Origin of the sequence: Colwellia sp. MB02u-14, assembly GCF_014076915.1 — a bacterium.
GTDB lineage: Bacteria > Pseudomonadota > Gammaproteobacteria > Enterobacterales > Alteromonadaceae > Colwellia_A.
Map to the genome: position 1 here is coordinate 428,118 of NZ_JACGUX010000087.1, position 16,925 is coordinate 445,042.

14 protein-coding genes are annotated in these 16,925 nt (G+C 36.8%); 4 read left to right on the top strand and 10 right to left on the bottom strand.

Features of this window, described 5'->3' with window-relative positions; translation table 11 throughout:
* Nucleotides 1-5: 5 nt before the first annotated feature.
* From msrQ to H4J52_RS18290, 4 genes are all read right to left on the bottom strand, one after another.
* Nucleotides 6-599, bottom strand: a complete 594-nt coding sequence (gene msrQ, locus H4J52_RS18275; protein WP_182223315.1) for a protein-methionine-sulfoxide reductase heme-binding subunit MsrQ — start codon at nucleotides 597-599, stop codon at nucleotides 6-8.
* A gap of 81 nt (nucleotides 600-680) precedes the next feature.
* Nucleotides 681-1,700, bottom strand: a complete 1,020-nt coding sequence (gene msrP / locus H4J52_RS18280; RefSeq protein WP_182223314.1) for a protein-methionine-sulfoxide reductase catalytic subunit MsrP — start codon at nucleotides 1,698-1,700, stop codon at nucleotides 681-683.
* Between the two features lie 102 nt (nucleotides 1,701-1,802).
* Entirely contained in the window at nucleotides 1,803-2,165 is a 363-nt protein-coding gene (locus tag H4J52_RS18285) for a glutaredoxin (RefSeq protein ID WP_182181834.1), read from the bottom strand.
* A 123-nt stretch (nucleotides 2,166-2,288) separates the two neighbouring features.
* The gene (locus H4J52_RS18290) at nucleotides 2,289-2,840 is read right to left on the bottom strand and encodes a DUF2058 domain-containing protein (RefSeq protein WP_182225355.1); all 552 of its coding nucleotides are present in this window, start codon (nucleotides 2,838-2,840) and stop codon (nucleotides 2,289-2,291) included.
* A 182-nt stretch (nucleotides 2,841-3,022) separates the two neighbouring features.
* On the opposite strand from H4J52_RS18290, the gene H4J52_RS18295 reads away from it, so the two are divergent.
* The 3 genes from H4J52_RS18295 to H4J52_RS18305 all read left to right on the top strand — a co-directional run bounded on the left by H4J52_RS18295 (nucleotide 3,023) and on the right by H4J52_RS18305 (nucleotide 7,289).
* Nucleotides 3,023-5,443, top strand: coding sequence for a penicillin acylase family protein (locus tag H4J52_RS18295; RefSeq protein WP_182181832.1), 2,421 nt, complete (start codon nucleotides 3,023-3,025; stop codon nucleotides 5,441-5,443).
* Between the two features lie 68 nt (nucleotides 5,444-5,511).
* Complete coding sequence (locus H4J52_RS18300; protein WP_182181831.1) at nucleotides 5,512-5,898, top strand: MAPEG family protein; 387 nt, start codon at nucleotides 5,512-5,514, stop codon at nucleotides 5,896-5,898.
* A gap of 209 nt (nucleotides 5,899-6,107) precedes the next feature.
* Complete coding sequence (locus tag H4J52_RS18305; protein WP_182181830.1) at nucleotides 6,108-7,289, top strand: chorismate mutase; 1,182 nt, start codon at nucleotides 6,108-6,110, stop codon at nucleotides 7,287-7,289.
* A gap of 127 nt (nucleotides 7,290-7,416) precedes the next feature.
* On the opposite strand, the gene H4J52_RS18310 is transcribed toward H4J52_RS18305, so the two are convergent.
* Entirely contained in the window at nucleotides 7,417-9,018 is a 1,602-nt protein-coding gene (locus tag H4J52_RS18310) for a YdiU family protein (protein ID WP_182181829.1), read from the bottom strand.
* A 129-nt stretch (nucleotides 9,019-9,147) separates the two neighbouring features.
* Entirely contained in the window at nucleotides 9,148-9,603 is a 456-nt protein-coding gene (locus H4J52_RS18315; protein WP_182181828.1) for a hypothetical protein, read from the bottom strand.
* Nucleotides 9,604-9,822: 219 nt separating this feature from the next.
* On the opposite strand from H4J52_RS18315, the gene H4J52_RS18320 reads away from it, so the two are divergent.
* Nucleotides 9,823-11,139, top strand: a complete 1,317-nt coding sequence (locus H4J52_RS18320; protein WP_182181827.1) for a leucine-rich repeat-containing protein kinase family protein — start codon at nucleotides 9,823-9,825, stop codon at nucleotides 11,137-11,139.
* A 94-nt stretch (nucleotides 11,140-11,233) separates the two neighbouring features.
* Here H4J52_RS18320 and H4J52_RS18325 read toward each other — a convergent pair whose 3' ends face one another.
* Genes H4J52_RS18325 through H4J52_RS18340 form a run of 4 tightly spaced genes read right to left on the bottom strand, consistent with a single transcriptional unit; the run spans nucleotide 11,234 to nucleotide 16,425 of the window.
* Nucleotides 11,234-13,153 carry a bifunctional diguanylate cyclase/phosphodiesterase gene (locus H4J52_RS18325; RefSeq protein ID WP_182181826.1) on the bottom strand — a complete coding sequence of 640 codons (1,920 nt, stop codon included), beginning with the start codon at nucleotides 13,151-13,153 and terminating at the stop codon, nucleotides 11,234-11,236.
* Complete coding sequence (locus H4J52_RS18330) at nucleotides 13,150-14,745, bottom strand: diguanylate cyclase domain-containing protein (protein WP_182181825.1); 1,596 nt, start codon at nucleotides 14,743-14,745, stop codon at nucleotides 13,150-13,152. The genes H4J52_RS18325 and H4J52_RS18330 overlap by 4 nt, the downstream gene beginning before the upstream one ends.
* On the bottom strand, nucleotides 14,738-15,172 hold the full coding sequence (locus H4J52_RS18335; RefSeq protein ID WP_259366508.1) for a hypothetical protein: 435 nt from the start codon (nucleotides 15,170-15,172) through the stop codon (nucleotides 14,738-14,740). Before H4J52_RS18335 ends, H4J52_RS18330 begins: the two co-directional genes overlap by 8 nt.
* Nucleotides 15,172-16,425, bottom strand: coding sequence for a hypothetical protein (locus H4J52_RS18340; RefSeq protein ID WP_182181824.1), 1,254 nt, complete (start codon nucleotides 16,423-16,425; stop codon nucleotides 15,172-15,174). Before H4J52_RS18340 ends, H4J52_RS18335 begins: the two co-directional genes overlap by 1 nt.
* Between the last annotated feature and the right edge of the window lie 500 nt (nucleotides 16,426-16,925).

Here is a 16,925-nt window from a genome sequence, read left to right on the forward strand (position 1 = left end):
ACTGACTAGCTTTTTTTTATGCGTTTTTTAAATTTTTCAAAACGAAGCGCTAATAACGTAATACTAATAAATAGATAAATGCTTGGTTCAATAATGTCGGATTTCACCGACCAGTAAAAATGAATACCAACAAAGATAACCGCTAAATAAACCCAATTATGTAGCTTTTGCCAATTTTTACCCATGCGTTTTTTCAGTGCAGAAATTGATGTTATTGCTAACGTCAGTAAAATTAAAAGTCCTGCCATACCAATGGTAATATAAGGTCGATCAATAATTTCATTCAAAAATAGTAACCAATCAAACTGAACTTCAAAGACCAAAAAGTTAGTTAAGTGAAGTAGTGCATAAGTAAAACTATATAAGCCGACTAATCGGCGAACTTTTACTAATAATGAAATTTTAAAGCGCTTACTGATAGGAGTTATTACCAAACTTAATAACAATAAATTAAAAGCGCCGATCCCGGTAAAATGAATAATGGCCTCAACCGGATCAGCACCTAATTGGTCAGTAAAAGCTAAGTAATATGCATTGACTAACGGCAATAAGGCCGCAAGGTGAATAAATAATTTGAAGAAAAAAACGTTATATTTCATGAGGCTAATAATGACTTAATCAGTTAATAGAGATGATGTATTCATAGCTAAACACTCATCCCTGACCGTTTAAAAAAGGCTTTAGAAGTTTTTTCGTAAGTCGAGATCTCTATACATCTCAGCAACTTCTCCTCCATAACCGTTGAAAGGTAAAGTATCAATACGGTTACGAGCAAATAAACCACCAGAAGTAATTCTTCGCTCACTGGCTTGACTCCATCGAGGGTGGTCAACGTTAGGATTAACATTAGCATAAAAACCATATTCGCTGGGCGCCAAAATATTCCATGTAGATGCGGGGGGATGTTCAACAAATTTTATTGCAACAATCGATTTGATACTTTTAAAACCATACTTCCAAGGTACAACTAAACGAATAGGCGCCCCATTTTGGGCAGGTAAAGTTTTCCCATATAAACCGACACTCATCAGTGCTAGTGGGTTCATAGCCTCGTCAATACGTAGGCCTTCAACATAAGGGTAGTCAACACCACCACCAAGTCGTCTACTTGCTTGTCCTGGCATTTGTTCTGGGTCGTATAAGGTTTCAAAAGCAACATATTTAGCACGAGAGTTTGGCTGCGCTTTTTTTAATAGCGTTGCTAATTCAAAACCAACCCAAGGGATAACCATTGACCAAGCTTCTACACATCTTAGACGATAGATACGTTCTTCAAGCACAAAACTTTTTGTTAACGCATCTAAATCTAACGTATAAGGTTTGTCACATTCACCACTAATGGTTAACTTCCAAGGATTAACGTTAAAACTTTGTGCGTTGTTGACTGGATCACTTTTATTTGTCCCAAATTCGTAAAAGTTATTATGACTCGTCACTTTAGCTTCAGGTGTGAGTACTTGTGCGTTGTTAGTGCTGTTAGCTGTAAAATTCAGGGGATAACGCTGAAAAGTTTGTGTGGGTTCTGATGAGAAAAAATCTAAGCCTTTACCATGAACAACACTCGGTATAGCAGAGGCGATTAATGTTCCTGCGCCAATAAATCCCATTTTCTTAACAAGCTGTCTGCGTTGTAAGTAAACACTTTCATCGGTAACTTGATGTTCTTTAAGCGAGGATTTTGCAGGCGATTTAATTAACATAGGTCTACTTCTCGGGTTATTAATTGTCTAACGATAAACTAATAGACCCGAAAGATAGAGAATTACTTCATTATTTATAAATAAATATGATTAACCATAAAATTAACGAGCAAATTGTTGCAAGTAATTAATAACATCTTTAGATTCATACAACCAAGTCACCTTTTCGTTTTTATCTGTTATTTTCAAACAAGGTACTGTGCGCTTACCTCCTTCTTTGATTAACTCTTCACGATAATTTTCGTTTTGATTAATATTACGTAATTCAATATTTAAACCATCACGTTTCATTGAACGACGAACTTTTACACAAAAAGGACATGCGGGTAATTGATATAAACTTAAATGTTTTGTGCTCGTATCAATCTCAGTTTGTAATTCAGGGGTTCGTTGCGGACCACTTGGTGAAAAGATGAAATTCAATAATAAAATAATACGACCAATAATCCAGCGAACAATAAACATAAAACAACTTCTCTTTAGTTATAAAAATAATACACGAGACTGCTTCAATACAGCCCCCTCAATTTGTGCCAGTTTAACATAATTGCTTTGTTATACTTATTTTCATTTGTGCAAACACGCCAGCTACCACATCATATCATCAGGAATTTGATAATCAGCATAGGGATCGTCAGCTGCGACCTCATCACTTTCAACTTTATCATTTTGTACCAAGATAACGCTTGGGTCTAAAATGGCTAATTTTGCAGCCGTTTCAGCCGTAACAAGGTAACTCTGATCCACTAAACCACAAACCGCTAAACGTCCGTTCACTAGAGCTCTATGGGTAACCGCATTTACAAAAAGTTTTTTAATTTTACTATTAAAGGTAAAGTTATACTCCGTTTCACCGTTAACATTTTTAATATGGTGGTGCTCAAGTATTTGTTGAATACGTAACGTTTTTTCTTTATTAGCAAGCTGTTGTTTTTTTTCTTCGTTAAGGGCAGCGTCTTTTGCTAACTTTTCTTTCTGAGCTTTCGCTAAATCTTGCTTTACTTGGTCTTGCAAACTGTCATCTTTTGCAACACCACTGCGTTTTTGTTTATTTGTTTTACGTTGACTTGTATTGGCTTGTCGCGCTTTTTGCTTAGTTGTTAAGCCTGCTTTTAATAGCTGATCTTGTAAAGATGCCATAAAAACTCCTGAATTAAGTTTATCGATAATAATTGTCGCTATTCTATCGGTAAAAATACTAATAAAAAAGCATGTGTTCTTTTCTTTATTTATAAACCCATAATAATGTTCTATCATTGAATGTTAACTTTATAAATAATAAGGTAATCTAGCACAACTAAATATCCTAAAAACTTCACACTATGAATAAAATAAAACACATATTAATTGGTTTCTTGCTGATCTTATTTTTAGTCATTGCAAGTTTAGGTACATGGATTTACAGCCAAATTGATAGTGCTTTGCCTGTTCTTGAAGGGAAAAGAACGTTACTGGGATTAAGTGATACCGCCGTAGTTGAACGAGATAGTCAGGGCATTGTAACGATAAAAGCTAAGAAGCGTAATGATGTTGCCGTTGCTACTGGTTTTATACACGCCCAAGAACGCTTTTTTCAGATGGATTTACTGCGCCGAAATTCTGCTGGTGAACTCGCTAGCTTATTTGGTGAGAAAGCATTACCCCATGATAAAAAAATTCGCCGCCATCGTTTTCGTGAACGTGCGCGTGTCATAGTATCTCAACTTCCCGATAAAGATTTAGCCTTACTAAAAGCATATACTCGTGGCGTTAATCAAGGCATAAATAATTTAAAGTCACCTCCTTTTGAATACTTACTCTTACAACAAGCGCCAGTGTCATGGCAAGAAGAAGATACTATATTAACGGTATTAAGTATGTACATGGACTTACAATATGCCGCGGGCGATCGTGAAAGAACATTAGGTAATATAAAAAATAGCCTCGGTAAAGACGTCTTTGAGTTTCTGAATCCCAAAGGAAGCATTTGGGATGCCGCTATCGATGGCACTCACTATCCTTCAAGTGCCATGCCCACACGTGCATGGCCTTCGGCCTCAGCAGAGCAGAAAACGCTTATATCTGCATCCTCAATTTCTGAGCAAGACCAAAATACCGGTTCTGCTAACAATAACTATCAAGGTGAGGAATTCCCTGGTTCAAATAACTGGGCCGTTTCGGGGGAACTCAGCAAAACAGGTAGTGCTATTGTTGCTAACGATATGCATTTAGGTATACGCGTACCTAACACTTGGTTTCGGGCAACCTTTGAATATGACAGTGATAATAATAAAAACATAAAAGTAACAGGGCTTACATTGCCTGGAACACCTAATATAATTGCGGGTAGCAACGGAAATATTGCCTGGGGTTTTACCAATAGTTATGGTGATTGGAGTGATATTATTATTCTCGATACTAATGCTGATCAAAGTCAGTATTTAACGCCAACCGGCTATCGAGACTTTACTGAACATAAACATGTTATCGCTATCAAAGATCAAGACGCTCAAGAACTTATCGTGAAAGAAACAATTTGGGGCCCCGTTATAGGCTCAAATAGTAATAAGCAATTATTAGCTTATCGTTGGGTTGCTCATGATGTGCAAGCCGTAAATCTACACCACACCCAACTCGAATTAGCAACGAGTGTTGACGAAGCTTTTATTATTGCTAGCAAAGCCGGTATTCCGGCACAAAATCTAGTGGTAGGTGACAAAGCTGGGAATATTGGCTGGACAATTATGGGACCTATCCCTAAAAAGTCGACTCAGTTTGGCGAAACACCAACACATTGGGCTGATGGTAAAAACAACTGGCAAGGTTATTTAAATAGCGAACAATATCCCCGTATTAAAAATCCTGAAAACAATCGTTTATGGACCGCTAACACCCGCGTTGTAGGTGGTAAAATGTTAGATAAACTGGGTAACGGTGGTTATGCTTTAGGCGCGCGAGCACAGCAAATAAGAGAGCGTTTACTCACTAAAAATATTTTCTCAGAACACGACTTACTTGATATTGCGCTTGATGACCGTGCCATTTTCTTAAAACGCTGGCAGGACTTTTTACTTAAAAAAGTATTAACGCCTCAAGCCATTGTTCAGCACCCCCGTTGGCAAGCGGTGAAAGAAATTGTTGATACGGACCCATTATGTGCTTGCATTGATTCAGTTGCTTATCGATTGGTGAATAATTTCCGTTTGAATGTACGAAATGACGTGTTCAGTTTACTTAATAAAAATTTATCTCACGTAGACGGTAGCTATTCTTTTCGCACTATTCGCCATCAAGTTGAAACACCACTTTGGCAAATGATTAATGACCAGCCCAAGAATTTCTTATGGTTGCCAGAAAATAGTTGGCAGGAAGTTTTTGAACAAGCATTAACCACTACATTAGCTGATATGACGAAAGACCAGCCATTAGCGAGTGCGACGTGGGGGCAACAAAACACCAGTAATATACAACACCCACTCAGTAAAGCAATACCGTTCATTGGTCGTTGGTTAGATATGCAGCCTATACAATTGCCCGGTGACAGCTATATGCCACGCGTACAAGGAAAAACCTTTGGTGCATCGCAACGCATGGTCGTTTCACCTGGCCATGAATCATCTGGAATATTGCATATGCCAACCAGTCAATCAGGCCACCCATGGAGCCCCTACTTCGGTTTGGGTCATGAAGATTGGGTACAAGGTAAACCATCATCCTTTTTACCTGGTAAAACAAAATACACCTTAACGCTATTAAGCTATTAAGTGGAACGATTAAACAGTTTGATAAGCCTTAGCACTAAAACTAAAATCAATCATAAAAAGAGGAACGTATGACTATTCTAATTTGGTGTTTATTTGCTGCCACCCTATTACCCTATTTAGCGAAAGCTCCCGTGGCTATCGCGATGAATAAACTCGGTGGTTACGACAATAATCACCCTCGCGCTCAACAAACACAATTAACCGGCTTTGGTGCACGTGCACTTGCGGCTCATCAAAACGCTTTTGAATCGCTAATAATCTTTATACCTGCGGTTTTATTAGCGATTGCAACCAACACAATAACAGATAGTATTACGGTATTAGCTATCACCCATGTTATTGCACGTGTTGCCTACAACATATTTTATTTATTAAATATTGGACTTATACGTTCAATTGTTTGGGGCATAGCAACCGTGTCATCTTTTGCTATTATTTGGCAATGCATTCCTTAAGAGTAAAAATCTATTTCTAATATAGATTTTTTTAATACAAGCCTTTGGTAATAAAGGCTTGAACAATTTCTTTCCCCTATATACAGTAATGTCATATATCCTGACTAACGTCCTGTTTTAGTCGCCTTCATGATTTTTATTTACTAAAACATCAGGATTCTTTATTTTTAACCATTTTCTTGAAATAACAAAATATAGGGTGAAGTGCTGTGAGCGAAGAATTAGATCTGAATAAAATCCGCGAAAAAATAACCCAGTTAGATCAACAGTTATTGGAATTATTTGCGCAACGCCGTTCACTCACGCTCAATGTGGCGAAAAGCAAAGCTCATCAAATTCGCCCTGTTCGCGACCAACAACGTGAGCAAGAATTACTGATACGTTTGATTAACCAGGGTAAGGTACTGGGTTTAGACGCTCACTATGTGACGAGTGTTTATCAAACCATTATTGAAGATTCAGTATTAAATCAACAAGCCTATTTACAAACCTTAGCAAACCCAAATATTCAGGTACCTACGGTTAGTGTCGCTTTTTTAGGAGACAAAGGTTCTTACAGTTACTTAGCCAGTCATCGCTATTTTTCACGTCGTGCGGCAAAAATCAATGAATACGGCTGCCAAAGTTTCAACGAGATTATGCAGCAAGTAGAATCTGGTCATGTAGACTATGGCATGCTTCCGATTGAAAATACCAGTTCAGGTAGTATTAACGAAGTTTACGATGCCCTGCAGCACACTAACTTGTCAATTGTTGGTGAAATAACCCAACCTATCGAGCATTGTTTATTAACCGCAGTAACGACCGAGCTCAATAAAATAAAAACGATTTATGCACACGGACAACCTTTTACCCAATGTAGTAATTTTCTTGATAAACAAAAGAATATTCGCATCGAATATTGTGACAGTACCGCTGATGCCATGGCGAGAGCTTATGAATTACAAGACCCTACAGTGGCGGTTATTGGCAGTGAGGAAGGTGGTCACCTCTATAAGCTTCATGCTTTGGAGAAGTCGATTGCAAATCAAACAGAAAACCACAGTCGCTTTATTTTAGTCGCCCGTAAGCCTATCGATGTTGCAGAACAAATTCCTGCAAAAACAGCGTTAATTTTGGCTACAGGACAAAAAGCCGGTGCGTTGGTAGATTGTCTTATTATCTTAAAAGCAAAAGGCATCAACATGTGCAAGCTTGAGTCTAGACCGATTCAAGGACGCCCATGGGAAGAAATGTTCTATATTGATGTGGAAGCCAATGTAAAAAGTGCGGTATTACAAGAAGCGATAAATGAAATAACGACAATTACTAACTTCATTAAAATTTTAGGCTGTTATCCTATCGAGCATATTAGCCCAACCAGTGTGCCAAGTAGCGCAATAAACGCTTAGTCTTTATCGATTAATATTGACGTTATTGCCTTTGATAATATCTCTACATCTGCAAAAACAACCTTATCGACCTCGTCAAAAATACAGGTCGGTAAGGCTTTAGTTTTAAGCGCTATTTAATAACGCTTTAAGAGCTGCACGATAACATCGAACAACCTGCTTTATTTCTCGCCCACTCAGGACGCTTTTCACTGTAATGATGAAACGCTATTTGTTCATCGTAAGGTTTTTCCAGAACCTTTTGTAATTCGTGTAACTTGCTATAATCCCCTTGTTCTGCAAGCTCAATGGCTTGTTGTGCTAAATAATTACGCAAGACATATTTAGGGTTCACTTTATTCATCGCCGCTTTTCTTTGCTCTGCTGTTTTTCCGTCTTGCTGAATTCGATGAGCGTAGCTTTCTAACCATAAAGAAAAACGTGATTGATGATCTATCGTCAACTGCTCCTCTAGATAGAAACAATCGGCAAAATGATTAAAATTATTTTCTTTCACTTTTTCGTTATAACTAAAATCAGCCAATAAACGATAAAAAATAGTCATGTCTGTTTCTATATCACCCAATAAGATTTCAAGTGCTAAAAACAATTCAGTATCCGCTTTATGGTTTATAGCTTCGCTCGTAATACCTAGTTTGTTCGACATCATTGCATGCCATTGTTGTTGATACGTTTTGCTGTAATTATTTAATATGGTTTCTAGTGGTGCAGATTCTGCTATCAACGGATAGATAGCGTTCGCTAATTGAAATAAGTTCCATTGCGAAATTTCCCCCTGTTTGCCAAAACGGTATCGCTTACCTTGAGCATCTGTCGTATTGGGTGTCCAAGACAAATCAAAATTATCAATCCAACCATAAGGTCCATAATCAATGGTTTCACCGATTAAGGACATATTATCGGTATTCATTACCCCATGAACAAAGCCCACCCGCATCCAATCCACCATCAGTCGACAAGTACGTTGAGCAATTTCCTCAAACCACGCTAAATAACGTTGAATAGGGTCGTCAGCGTATTCATTTAATAATTCAGGAAAGTCCCGTTTAATTGAATAATCAACGAGCTGCTTTAACAATGCTTTATCTTTACGATAAGCTGGTAGTTCAATACTACCAAAACGCATAAATGAAGAAGACACCCTACAAACAACAGCGCCTAATTCAGCTTTCGCATTACCGTTATAAAACATATCTCGAACGACGCTATCACCCGTTAACGATAAACTCAGCGCTCGGGTTGTAGGAATACCTAGATGAAACATCGCTTCTGAACATAAGAACTCTCGTACTGATGAGCGCAAGACCGCTAAGCCGTCAGCTGTTCGTGAAAAGGGTGTTGGCCCAGCACCTTTTAGCTGGAGTACTTTATGGCCATATGATGGGGTATTTACTTCAGCTAAATTAATCGCTCGGCCATCGCCTAATTGTCCAGCCCAGTGTCCAAACTGATGCCCGCCATAGCACATCGCATAAGGTGAAAATTCTTCGGGAACAATATTACCGGTAAACAATTGTAAAAATTCATCACTCTTTAGTTGTTCTGTACTTAAGCCCAACATTGCAGCAGCATCACGACTACTGGCGATCAATTGAGGATTTGATGTTCTTTTAGGGGTTACCCAGGAGAAAGCAGCAGAATGCACTTGGTGTGGAAAAATAGATTCTTCTAAATCTTTAGGTAATTGAGAAGAAAATTTATTTTCAATATTAAAATCTAGATAAGACAAAATAAGCGACTAATTGGAGAATAGAATTGAGTAGGAAGTATTCACTGTCAGTTTGCATTTTGCAATATGCATTTAAAACAAAAAACTGATAAGAGCTGAATACGCCCCATAAAAAATTCAGCGAGCGTACTATAACAAAGCTTTCGACAGCCTGGCTTTAAAAGTGCTATGGCATGATTGACAACCGGTAATTAACTTTTGATATTCGGCTATCACAACAACCATATTTTTATCCTTTGCTGCTTGCTGAATTTTCATCGCACCTCTGTGTACAATGTGATCCAACCCTTTGAATGTTGCAATATCATCACCTAAGGCCTTCATCAATTTTTTCCTTTGTGACATTGCCGGTTTTGGATGATTAATAATATTCTCTGTCGCATCGTTAATAAGCGTAAAGTCTTCTAAAATAATACCTTGTGTAATCATCTTAGTTTCAGATAACAAACCTTGCATAATATGTTTAAATGTTACCAAGCTGTTTTTATCGATATTTTGTTGGTAATGCTGTGCGTTCGCTGAAGCACCAACGAAAAAAGCTATCACAACACTGGTAATAATAATTTTTTTTTGTATTTTATACATGGTAACTCTTATTTTATCAGTAAGGTAAATTAGTAAACTAAGGTTAATAAAGGGATTAAGTCATATGACAATAATCGCTTTAACGTTAACCAAACAGGAAACAATCATTAATACTCGCATAAGAACACCCAATTTACGCCAAAAATATTAAAGCGCTTTAGCTTATTTTAGTTTCACGGTAAAATAGCGGCAAATTTTAGCGCCCAATTAGGCTTTATCTTGCAAACATTAGCCCAGCTCAATTCCGGTAAACATTCAGATATAACGCATTTAACCCTCAGTGAGAATTTAACTGAATTTCCAATGGAAATATTCTCATTAGCGAACTCGCTTGAAGTCTTAGATTTAGCTAATAACCAATTAACCACTTTACCTGATCAGTTATCTTCATTAAAAAAACTTAAAATATTATTTTTAACAAATAATAATTTTGAAACTATTCCGGCTGTATTAGCAGCCTGCCCGCAACTAGAAATGATCAGCTTTAAATCCAATAAATTAACGTCTATCGATGAAGACGTACTGCCTATAAGAACACGTTGGTTGATCTTAACGGATAATAAAATAGCCAGATTACCCAACTCAATGGGTGGGTTAACACGTTTACAAAAGTTTGCGTTTGCCGGCAATCAATTACAGCAATTACCCGAGACCATGGAAAACTGTAAAAACCTAGAATTAATACGACTTTCTGCTAATCAATTATCAATGCTACCAAATTGGCTATTTCAATTACCAAAATTAGCCTGGCTAGCGTTCTCAGGGAATAATTTCCGCAATGCCTCCCCACAAATAACCGCTAATATGATCAGTGTTTCACGAGAAGACTTTGAGTTAAAGCACAAGTTAGGTGAAGGCGCTTCGGGAGTTATTCATCAAGCAACGTGGCTAAAGAAACCATCAACCATTAATTCAAATAACGATATCGCAGTGAAATTGTTCAAGGGAGAAATAACTAGCGACGGCTACCCAATTGATGAATTAAATAACTGTTTACAAGCTGGCGAACATAAAAGCTTAATAAAAGTCATTGCTAAAATCATGTCAAAGGAACAACTCGCGTTAGTCATGGAGTTAATTCCAGCCAGCTTTTATAATTTAGGTTTACCCCCATCATTAAAAACCTGTACTCGAGATACGTTCCCTAACGAGGGAGTATTAGAAGTAAAAAATATTACAAAGATTGCGCTTAATATGGCTGATACATTGCGTCACTTACATGCGAATAACATTAGCCACGGTGATATTTATGCTCACAATACGATGGTTGATGAAAACGCAAATATGCTGTTTGGTGACTTTGGTGCGGCTTCAAATCTGCAGGTACTCCCCAAAGGCCAACAAGTGGCAATGCAAGCGATTGAAGTAAGAGCTTTTGGCTGCTTATTAGACGATTTATTACCTTTGTGCCACCACTCAAAAATAACTGAGCAATATAAAGCGCTGGCAACAATAAAAGACAACTGTATGCAAAAAGATCTCTTTAAAAGACCAACATTTTCCAGAATTGTAGAACAATTAAAATCGCTGGCTTAAAGGTTTTTTTATAATCATAAATTCCATTTTAATCGCTACTTTTAGTGGCGATTATTTAGCAGTGAACCTTATTTACTAACTTCTACTGCACATATTAAACAGATTGAATGACGTTATTTTCATGAGACAATAAGGCGATAAATTCCTGCTGAGGCAAAGGCTTTGACCAAAGATAACCTTGACCAACTTCACAGCCTAATTGGGTGAGCAACTTGGCTGTTTCTGTATCTTCAATACCCTCAGCAATGTTGGTAATATTCAAACTTTTGCTCATTTCTATAATCGCTTTAACGATTTGTAGCTCATTACTTGAATGACGAATATTCATCACAAATGACCGATCAAGTTTAATACTGCTGACATTAAATTTTGTCAAATACCCCAAGTTTGAGTAACCTGTGCCAAAATCATCAATAGAAAATGAGAGACCAAAAGCAGATAACTCGTTAATTTGCTTTTGAATATGATTTATATCTTCCATTAACATAGACTCAGTCAACTCTAGCTCTAAAAAGTGTGCTGATAACTTCGCTTGATGTAAAATACTCATGGTATATGTCACAAGATTACCGCGCTTAAAATCAGCTGCTGATAAATTTACCGCCACGCATAGCTTATTAAAGCCTAGTTCATGCCAATGCTTACAAGCATTAACAGAGTGTTCGATAACCCAGTGAGTAATATCAGAAATCACTCCAACCTGCTCCGCTAAAGGAATAAATACCGTTGGTGGTATAAAGCCATGTTCTGGGCTATTCCAACGAATTAAGGCTTCTGCACCAATAATTTGTCCTGTTGCTAAATCAACTTTTGGTTGAAAATGTAAAACAAATTCGTTATTTACCGTAGCATTTCTTAATGACTTAGTTAGCTGTAATTTTTCTTGCTCTTTAGTGGCCATCACCTGATCAAAGAAACTTAAATTAGCTTTATTGCCTTCATCTTTAGTATGCATTGCAAGGTATGAATTGTGCCTAAGCTCTTCCATAGAACTACCATCAAAAGGCGCTAACGCTATACCTATGATAGGATTAAACACAATATCGAAATGTTCGACATGAAAGGTTTGCGAGCAAACTTGATACATTTTTTCAGCAAACTGGTTGATTCCCCGATGATCAGGTGAGTGCCTTAAAATAACAAATTGATTTTGTTGGAATCGATAAATAACGGTCTTATCATTTGCATAACCTGTCAGTTTATTAGCCAGTAACTTTAATGTTTTATTACAAACGCTATGACTGTAATTCATCTTAATTAAATCTTGATTACTAATATTTAAGGTGATGAAAGCTAATATATGGCTAGATGATTTTTGTTGCTGTAGTATTTCATCAAGGTCTACTTTACAAACATTTTCATTGGGTAACCGTGTTAACGGGTCATAACCACTTCGTTTTATTAAACGACTGATTGATAATTCAAGTGACGCATTTTTATCTAAAATATTTTTAAACCTTTTTTTTATATCGGCAAAAACATAAAAAACACCAACCGAAAAAAATACTAACATTATAATGTAGCTAAACATTCGATCCCATAAAGGTAGTGTTTCAAAAAGGTGTGCTCCCGCCAATAAGCCTTGATTATGCGCAAAAGCAAAAAAGCACAACGCACTAATAAGGTAGACAAAAAGAGAAATAAAAATCAATTTACCTGATAAGATAGCCGCCAGCATAAGTAAGCAAGGAAAAGCTAATATACTGGTATCAAAAATGCCATTTCCTATCCAGCAAGCGTAGGTAATAAACACCGCCACTGACCACAACACCATGCCTGAAATAACACTGTAAGTATCGGCAGAAGCCCATAAGAAGAAAAGGATGAACATGATAACTGACAAAGACATCGCCAAAGCCAAAGCCGAAAATCGATTAAAAAACAGCTCACTCATCAATAGTAAGACCGCAATGGTAATCAATGCCTTGAGTGTTAATTGAAGTTGAAGGACCTTTGTATACCCTGAGGATAATGTAATCGAAGAGTGCGTCACTTTATTATTGTTTATTTTCATTGACGTTTACTGTCATTTTCTATATTGGCGGGATCATGAGTAAAGGCCAAATGAAGGTCATTGTTAGTCAACTTTTCTTTTTTTACTTGATACATCGCTTTGTCAGCTGATCTAATTAACTCTAATAATTCCACTTGATCATCGGGGTAAAAACTCACCCCCATACTTGCCGTGACAAAAACACTCTGATCGTATTGTGAAAGATAATATGGCTTACTTAATTTAGCCGCTAATTTAGCACATACTTTGATCACTTCTTCCCTCGAAGTATTGGGTAAAATAATGACAAATTCATCCCCTCCCCAACGCGATAATACATCAGCTTTCCTCAAAATTTTAAGAAGTTGGCTTGAAACATGAATTAGTAATTCATCTCCAGAATCATGACCAAAAACATCATTAATGGGTTTAAAGTCATTTAAATCCATCATGATTAAAGCAAAAGGACTATGGCTTTCTGTTAATTGCCTAAGATGTTGCTCTGCCGCCTGGCGATTAAGTAAATGAGTTAAGCCATCATAATTAGCTTTTTGATCAAGCAATGATATTTTATACTTACTTTTAGAAATATCATGTAAAGTTATTTGATAGCTCTCTAGAAAATCATCAGTGATCAACCGTGTTACTAGCACCTGTACCCAAATTTTATCATCTTGATACGAGATCAACTCTAGCTCTGCAGCGGCTGACTCGTTATTAGCAAAAGCAATTAATATCTGTTCATGCAGTACTTTTTTCTTAATAAAGAGATCTTCCAAGTATTGGCCATAATTTTTTTTCAAAGATAAATTAAGCTTATCAATTAACTTTTCAAAAGCCTCATTATAGAGCAGTATGTCGCCCTGTGGCGCAACTAACACAATAGCAGAAGTCGCATTTTCAAAGAGCATTCTAAATTTTGACTCAAGTACTTGAACCTCATTTCTAAGACTTTTCTCTCTGAGCATCTGTTGCTCGGCCTTCGCTAATAAGTCATTTACATCATCCGTCAGTTGGCCAATTTCACTTTGTTGATGTGAATGAGGTTTTTTTATTCGCTCGCTAGTGCCAGGTCTTATTAAATGAAGCGCTTTACCAATGTTTAAAATAGGCTGGGTAATAACATAATAAGTCACTAAAATTGAAATAATAGTAATAATTAAAGCCTCAATAGCCACAACAAAGGTATTAGTTGCACTTATTTTATTCGCTTTGGCTGCAAGGTAACTGTCATTGATTTTAACAAACAGCACGCCGACTTTATTATCTTTTTGAAAAGGCGAGAATAAATCAAACGCGACTGAAGCTGTAGACTTTTGATAGTTTTCACTTTCCACGCGTAATGTCTCTGTTTGAATAGCTGCGGCTGTAACAATATCATTACTAATCAATCCATTAACAACTTCCTCAGCAAGGCCTTTATCATTCAAGTAACTAGCAATTGAAGCGGTAGGAGAAACTGTACTATAGAGTTGTTTAATACTTTGCTTACCCAGTTCCTGTTCGTTGACAAACGTAAATCGGGAGAAAAGTTGGGTGGTAATAAGCCCAACAATGACGGCTGTAAAGACAATGACGATTGCCAATCGAATAACTAAACCTGATTTATTCATTTAAAATATAAACAACCTTTAAATCTTTTGTGATGAGTGACTGTGGCACATAACCAATAGCTTGCTTATTAGCGGTGATAAAGGCAATTAAATCGTTTTCATTTGATTTGAACACTGCCATTCGTTTTCTACCGGTAAAACGTAATCTTGACCAATAAGCGTTAACTCGTGACAAGGGCATTCCAACAAGATTTTGATAAAATTCAACTTTAATCTGATGATCACTATTAAGTTCAACGGGTATCGCCTTAATATCATTAGGAAAAGCCACATATTTACCCATAAACAAATCAATAAGTTCTGAGCGAGATAATTGCTCAACTGGATTGTCCTTATTAACCACCACCACCAATGGCTCTTTAGCTGAAACAGGCTCAATAAATAATGCCAGTAAGAGTATGACAAAGACTTGCTTAATATGACTCATCAGAAAACCATGCTCAATGTTAATAGAAAGGTATTAACTCTTTCTTTTGAATTATGCTCACTCGCTTTATTTAACCATAATACACTACCCGTTTCGTCAACTTGTGTGTGGTTCCATTGCAATGAAGATGCAATATCGTTGGTAATATCGCAACGCCAGCCCAAAGAGATAGTTTGCTGATTTGCCGAATAAAAGTTCATTAACATCGTTGTACCTTGAATAAGTTCATTCAAGGCAACTTCATTAACGTTAGGCTCATTAAAAACATAATTTTTGGAATCAGTAAAAGCATAAATACCATAAAATTGATGAGCATTAAGTTGGTATGACAAAGCGGCATAGCCACTGGTTATTTTAGGAATGACATCACTTTTTGAATTGATTTGTGAAACTTCAGCAGAAGCTAACCAATTATGCCACTGGTATTGACCACTTATCGAAAAGTAGCTTACTTTCTCACTCTTAAGTAATAATGACTGAGCAAAGCTTTGTGAATTAGGCCATAAGAAATCAGGGATTTGGCTAATATTTTCAGCTAAATAGATATTAGATAAAGGCTCATTGGCAATATTAACTTGGCTATGTTTTACCTGAACTGTCCAATTAAAATGATCGAAAGAAAAAGAAATCCCCATAATGTCTTCAATTTTGACTTTTTGAACTATCGAGTCCCCAGAAATTTCTGCTTCACTTGAACCGCTGAATAGTTTTGTTTTAAAAACACCACCTAAACCTCTTTCACTATAAGTAACATCAATGCCATCGATACTTCGGTAAGGTATAATGCCATAGACTTCATTGGGCGCAGTTGCCCAAATATAAGAAAAATCAACATCACGGTATTCTGTTAATAAAAAAAGATCAGGAGCCGTTCGACCGACTCTTACATTCCAATTTGTATTGACTTCATAGCGAAGGAACGCCAGCGTAGTGTATCTATCTAGTGATGGTTCAACTAAATCTCTCAGTACACCTTGATAAACAGCATCTAAGTTAGGCGAAATAGACCAGTTCGCTTGTAAACCAAGCAATGATTGTTGCTTAAAATCAATATCACCTGAAAAGACCCCTTCATCTGAACTGACATCTTTACGATAACCATAATGGTCAGAATCGGAGAAAACCACCCCTAAAGTTGCAAACCCACTGAATTGTAATTTATCATTTTCTCCATTACTTGCTTGGGCGTATGATACAAAAAAAAATAAAAAAAGAAATAAACCAAGCAGGTTTTTGCATTGCACAGGAAACATATCTAAACAGCCAAATAAGACGTAAGGTCTATAATGTAGGTGAATATCGGGTATTAAGCAATGCACCACCAAAAAAAAAGCAAATAAAAACCAATGAAAACAATAGCTAACAAGCCCCGCTAACTACACCTACATAACATAAGAGCTACACAGTTGTTACAACCTTCAATAAAACCAAGTTAAACGCGATAAAAATATAAAACTATTTCATAGCGTTATCAACATGACTTAATCATACTCGACTGACATCAATTCCTGTCAACCGCCCTGAAAAAACAACACAAGCAACACTACCGTAACGTCTCTTTGAATTAAGAACGTGACACTTTAAAATATATTTATTCACGACGATGCTAGATTTTAATGCAAATAGCTTTTGCTGTAATACATCCTCCTTAGTCATAACTTAGAGGGGCGGCAGTAAAGAGACTTCATTACTCGTATATTCAATGTGTAATAAGTCAAAGGCTGTGCTTTAACTTATTACTTCTATGTTATCT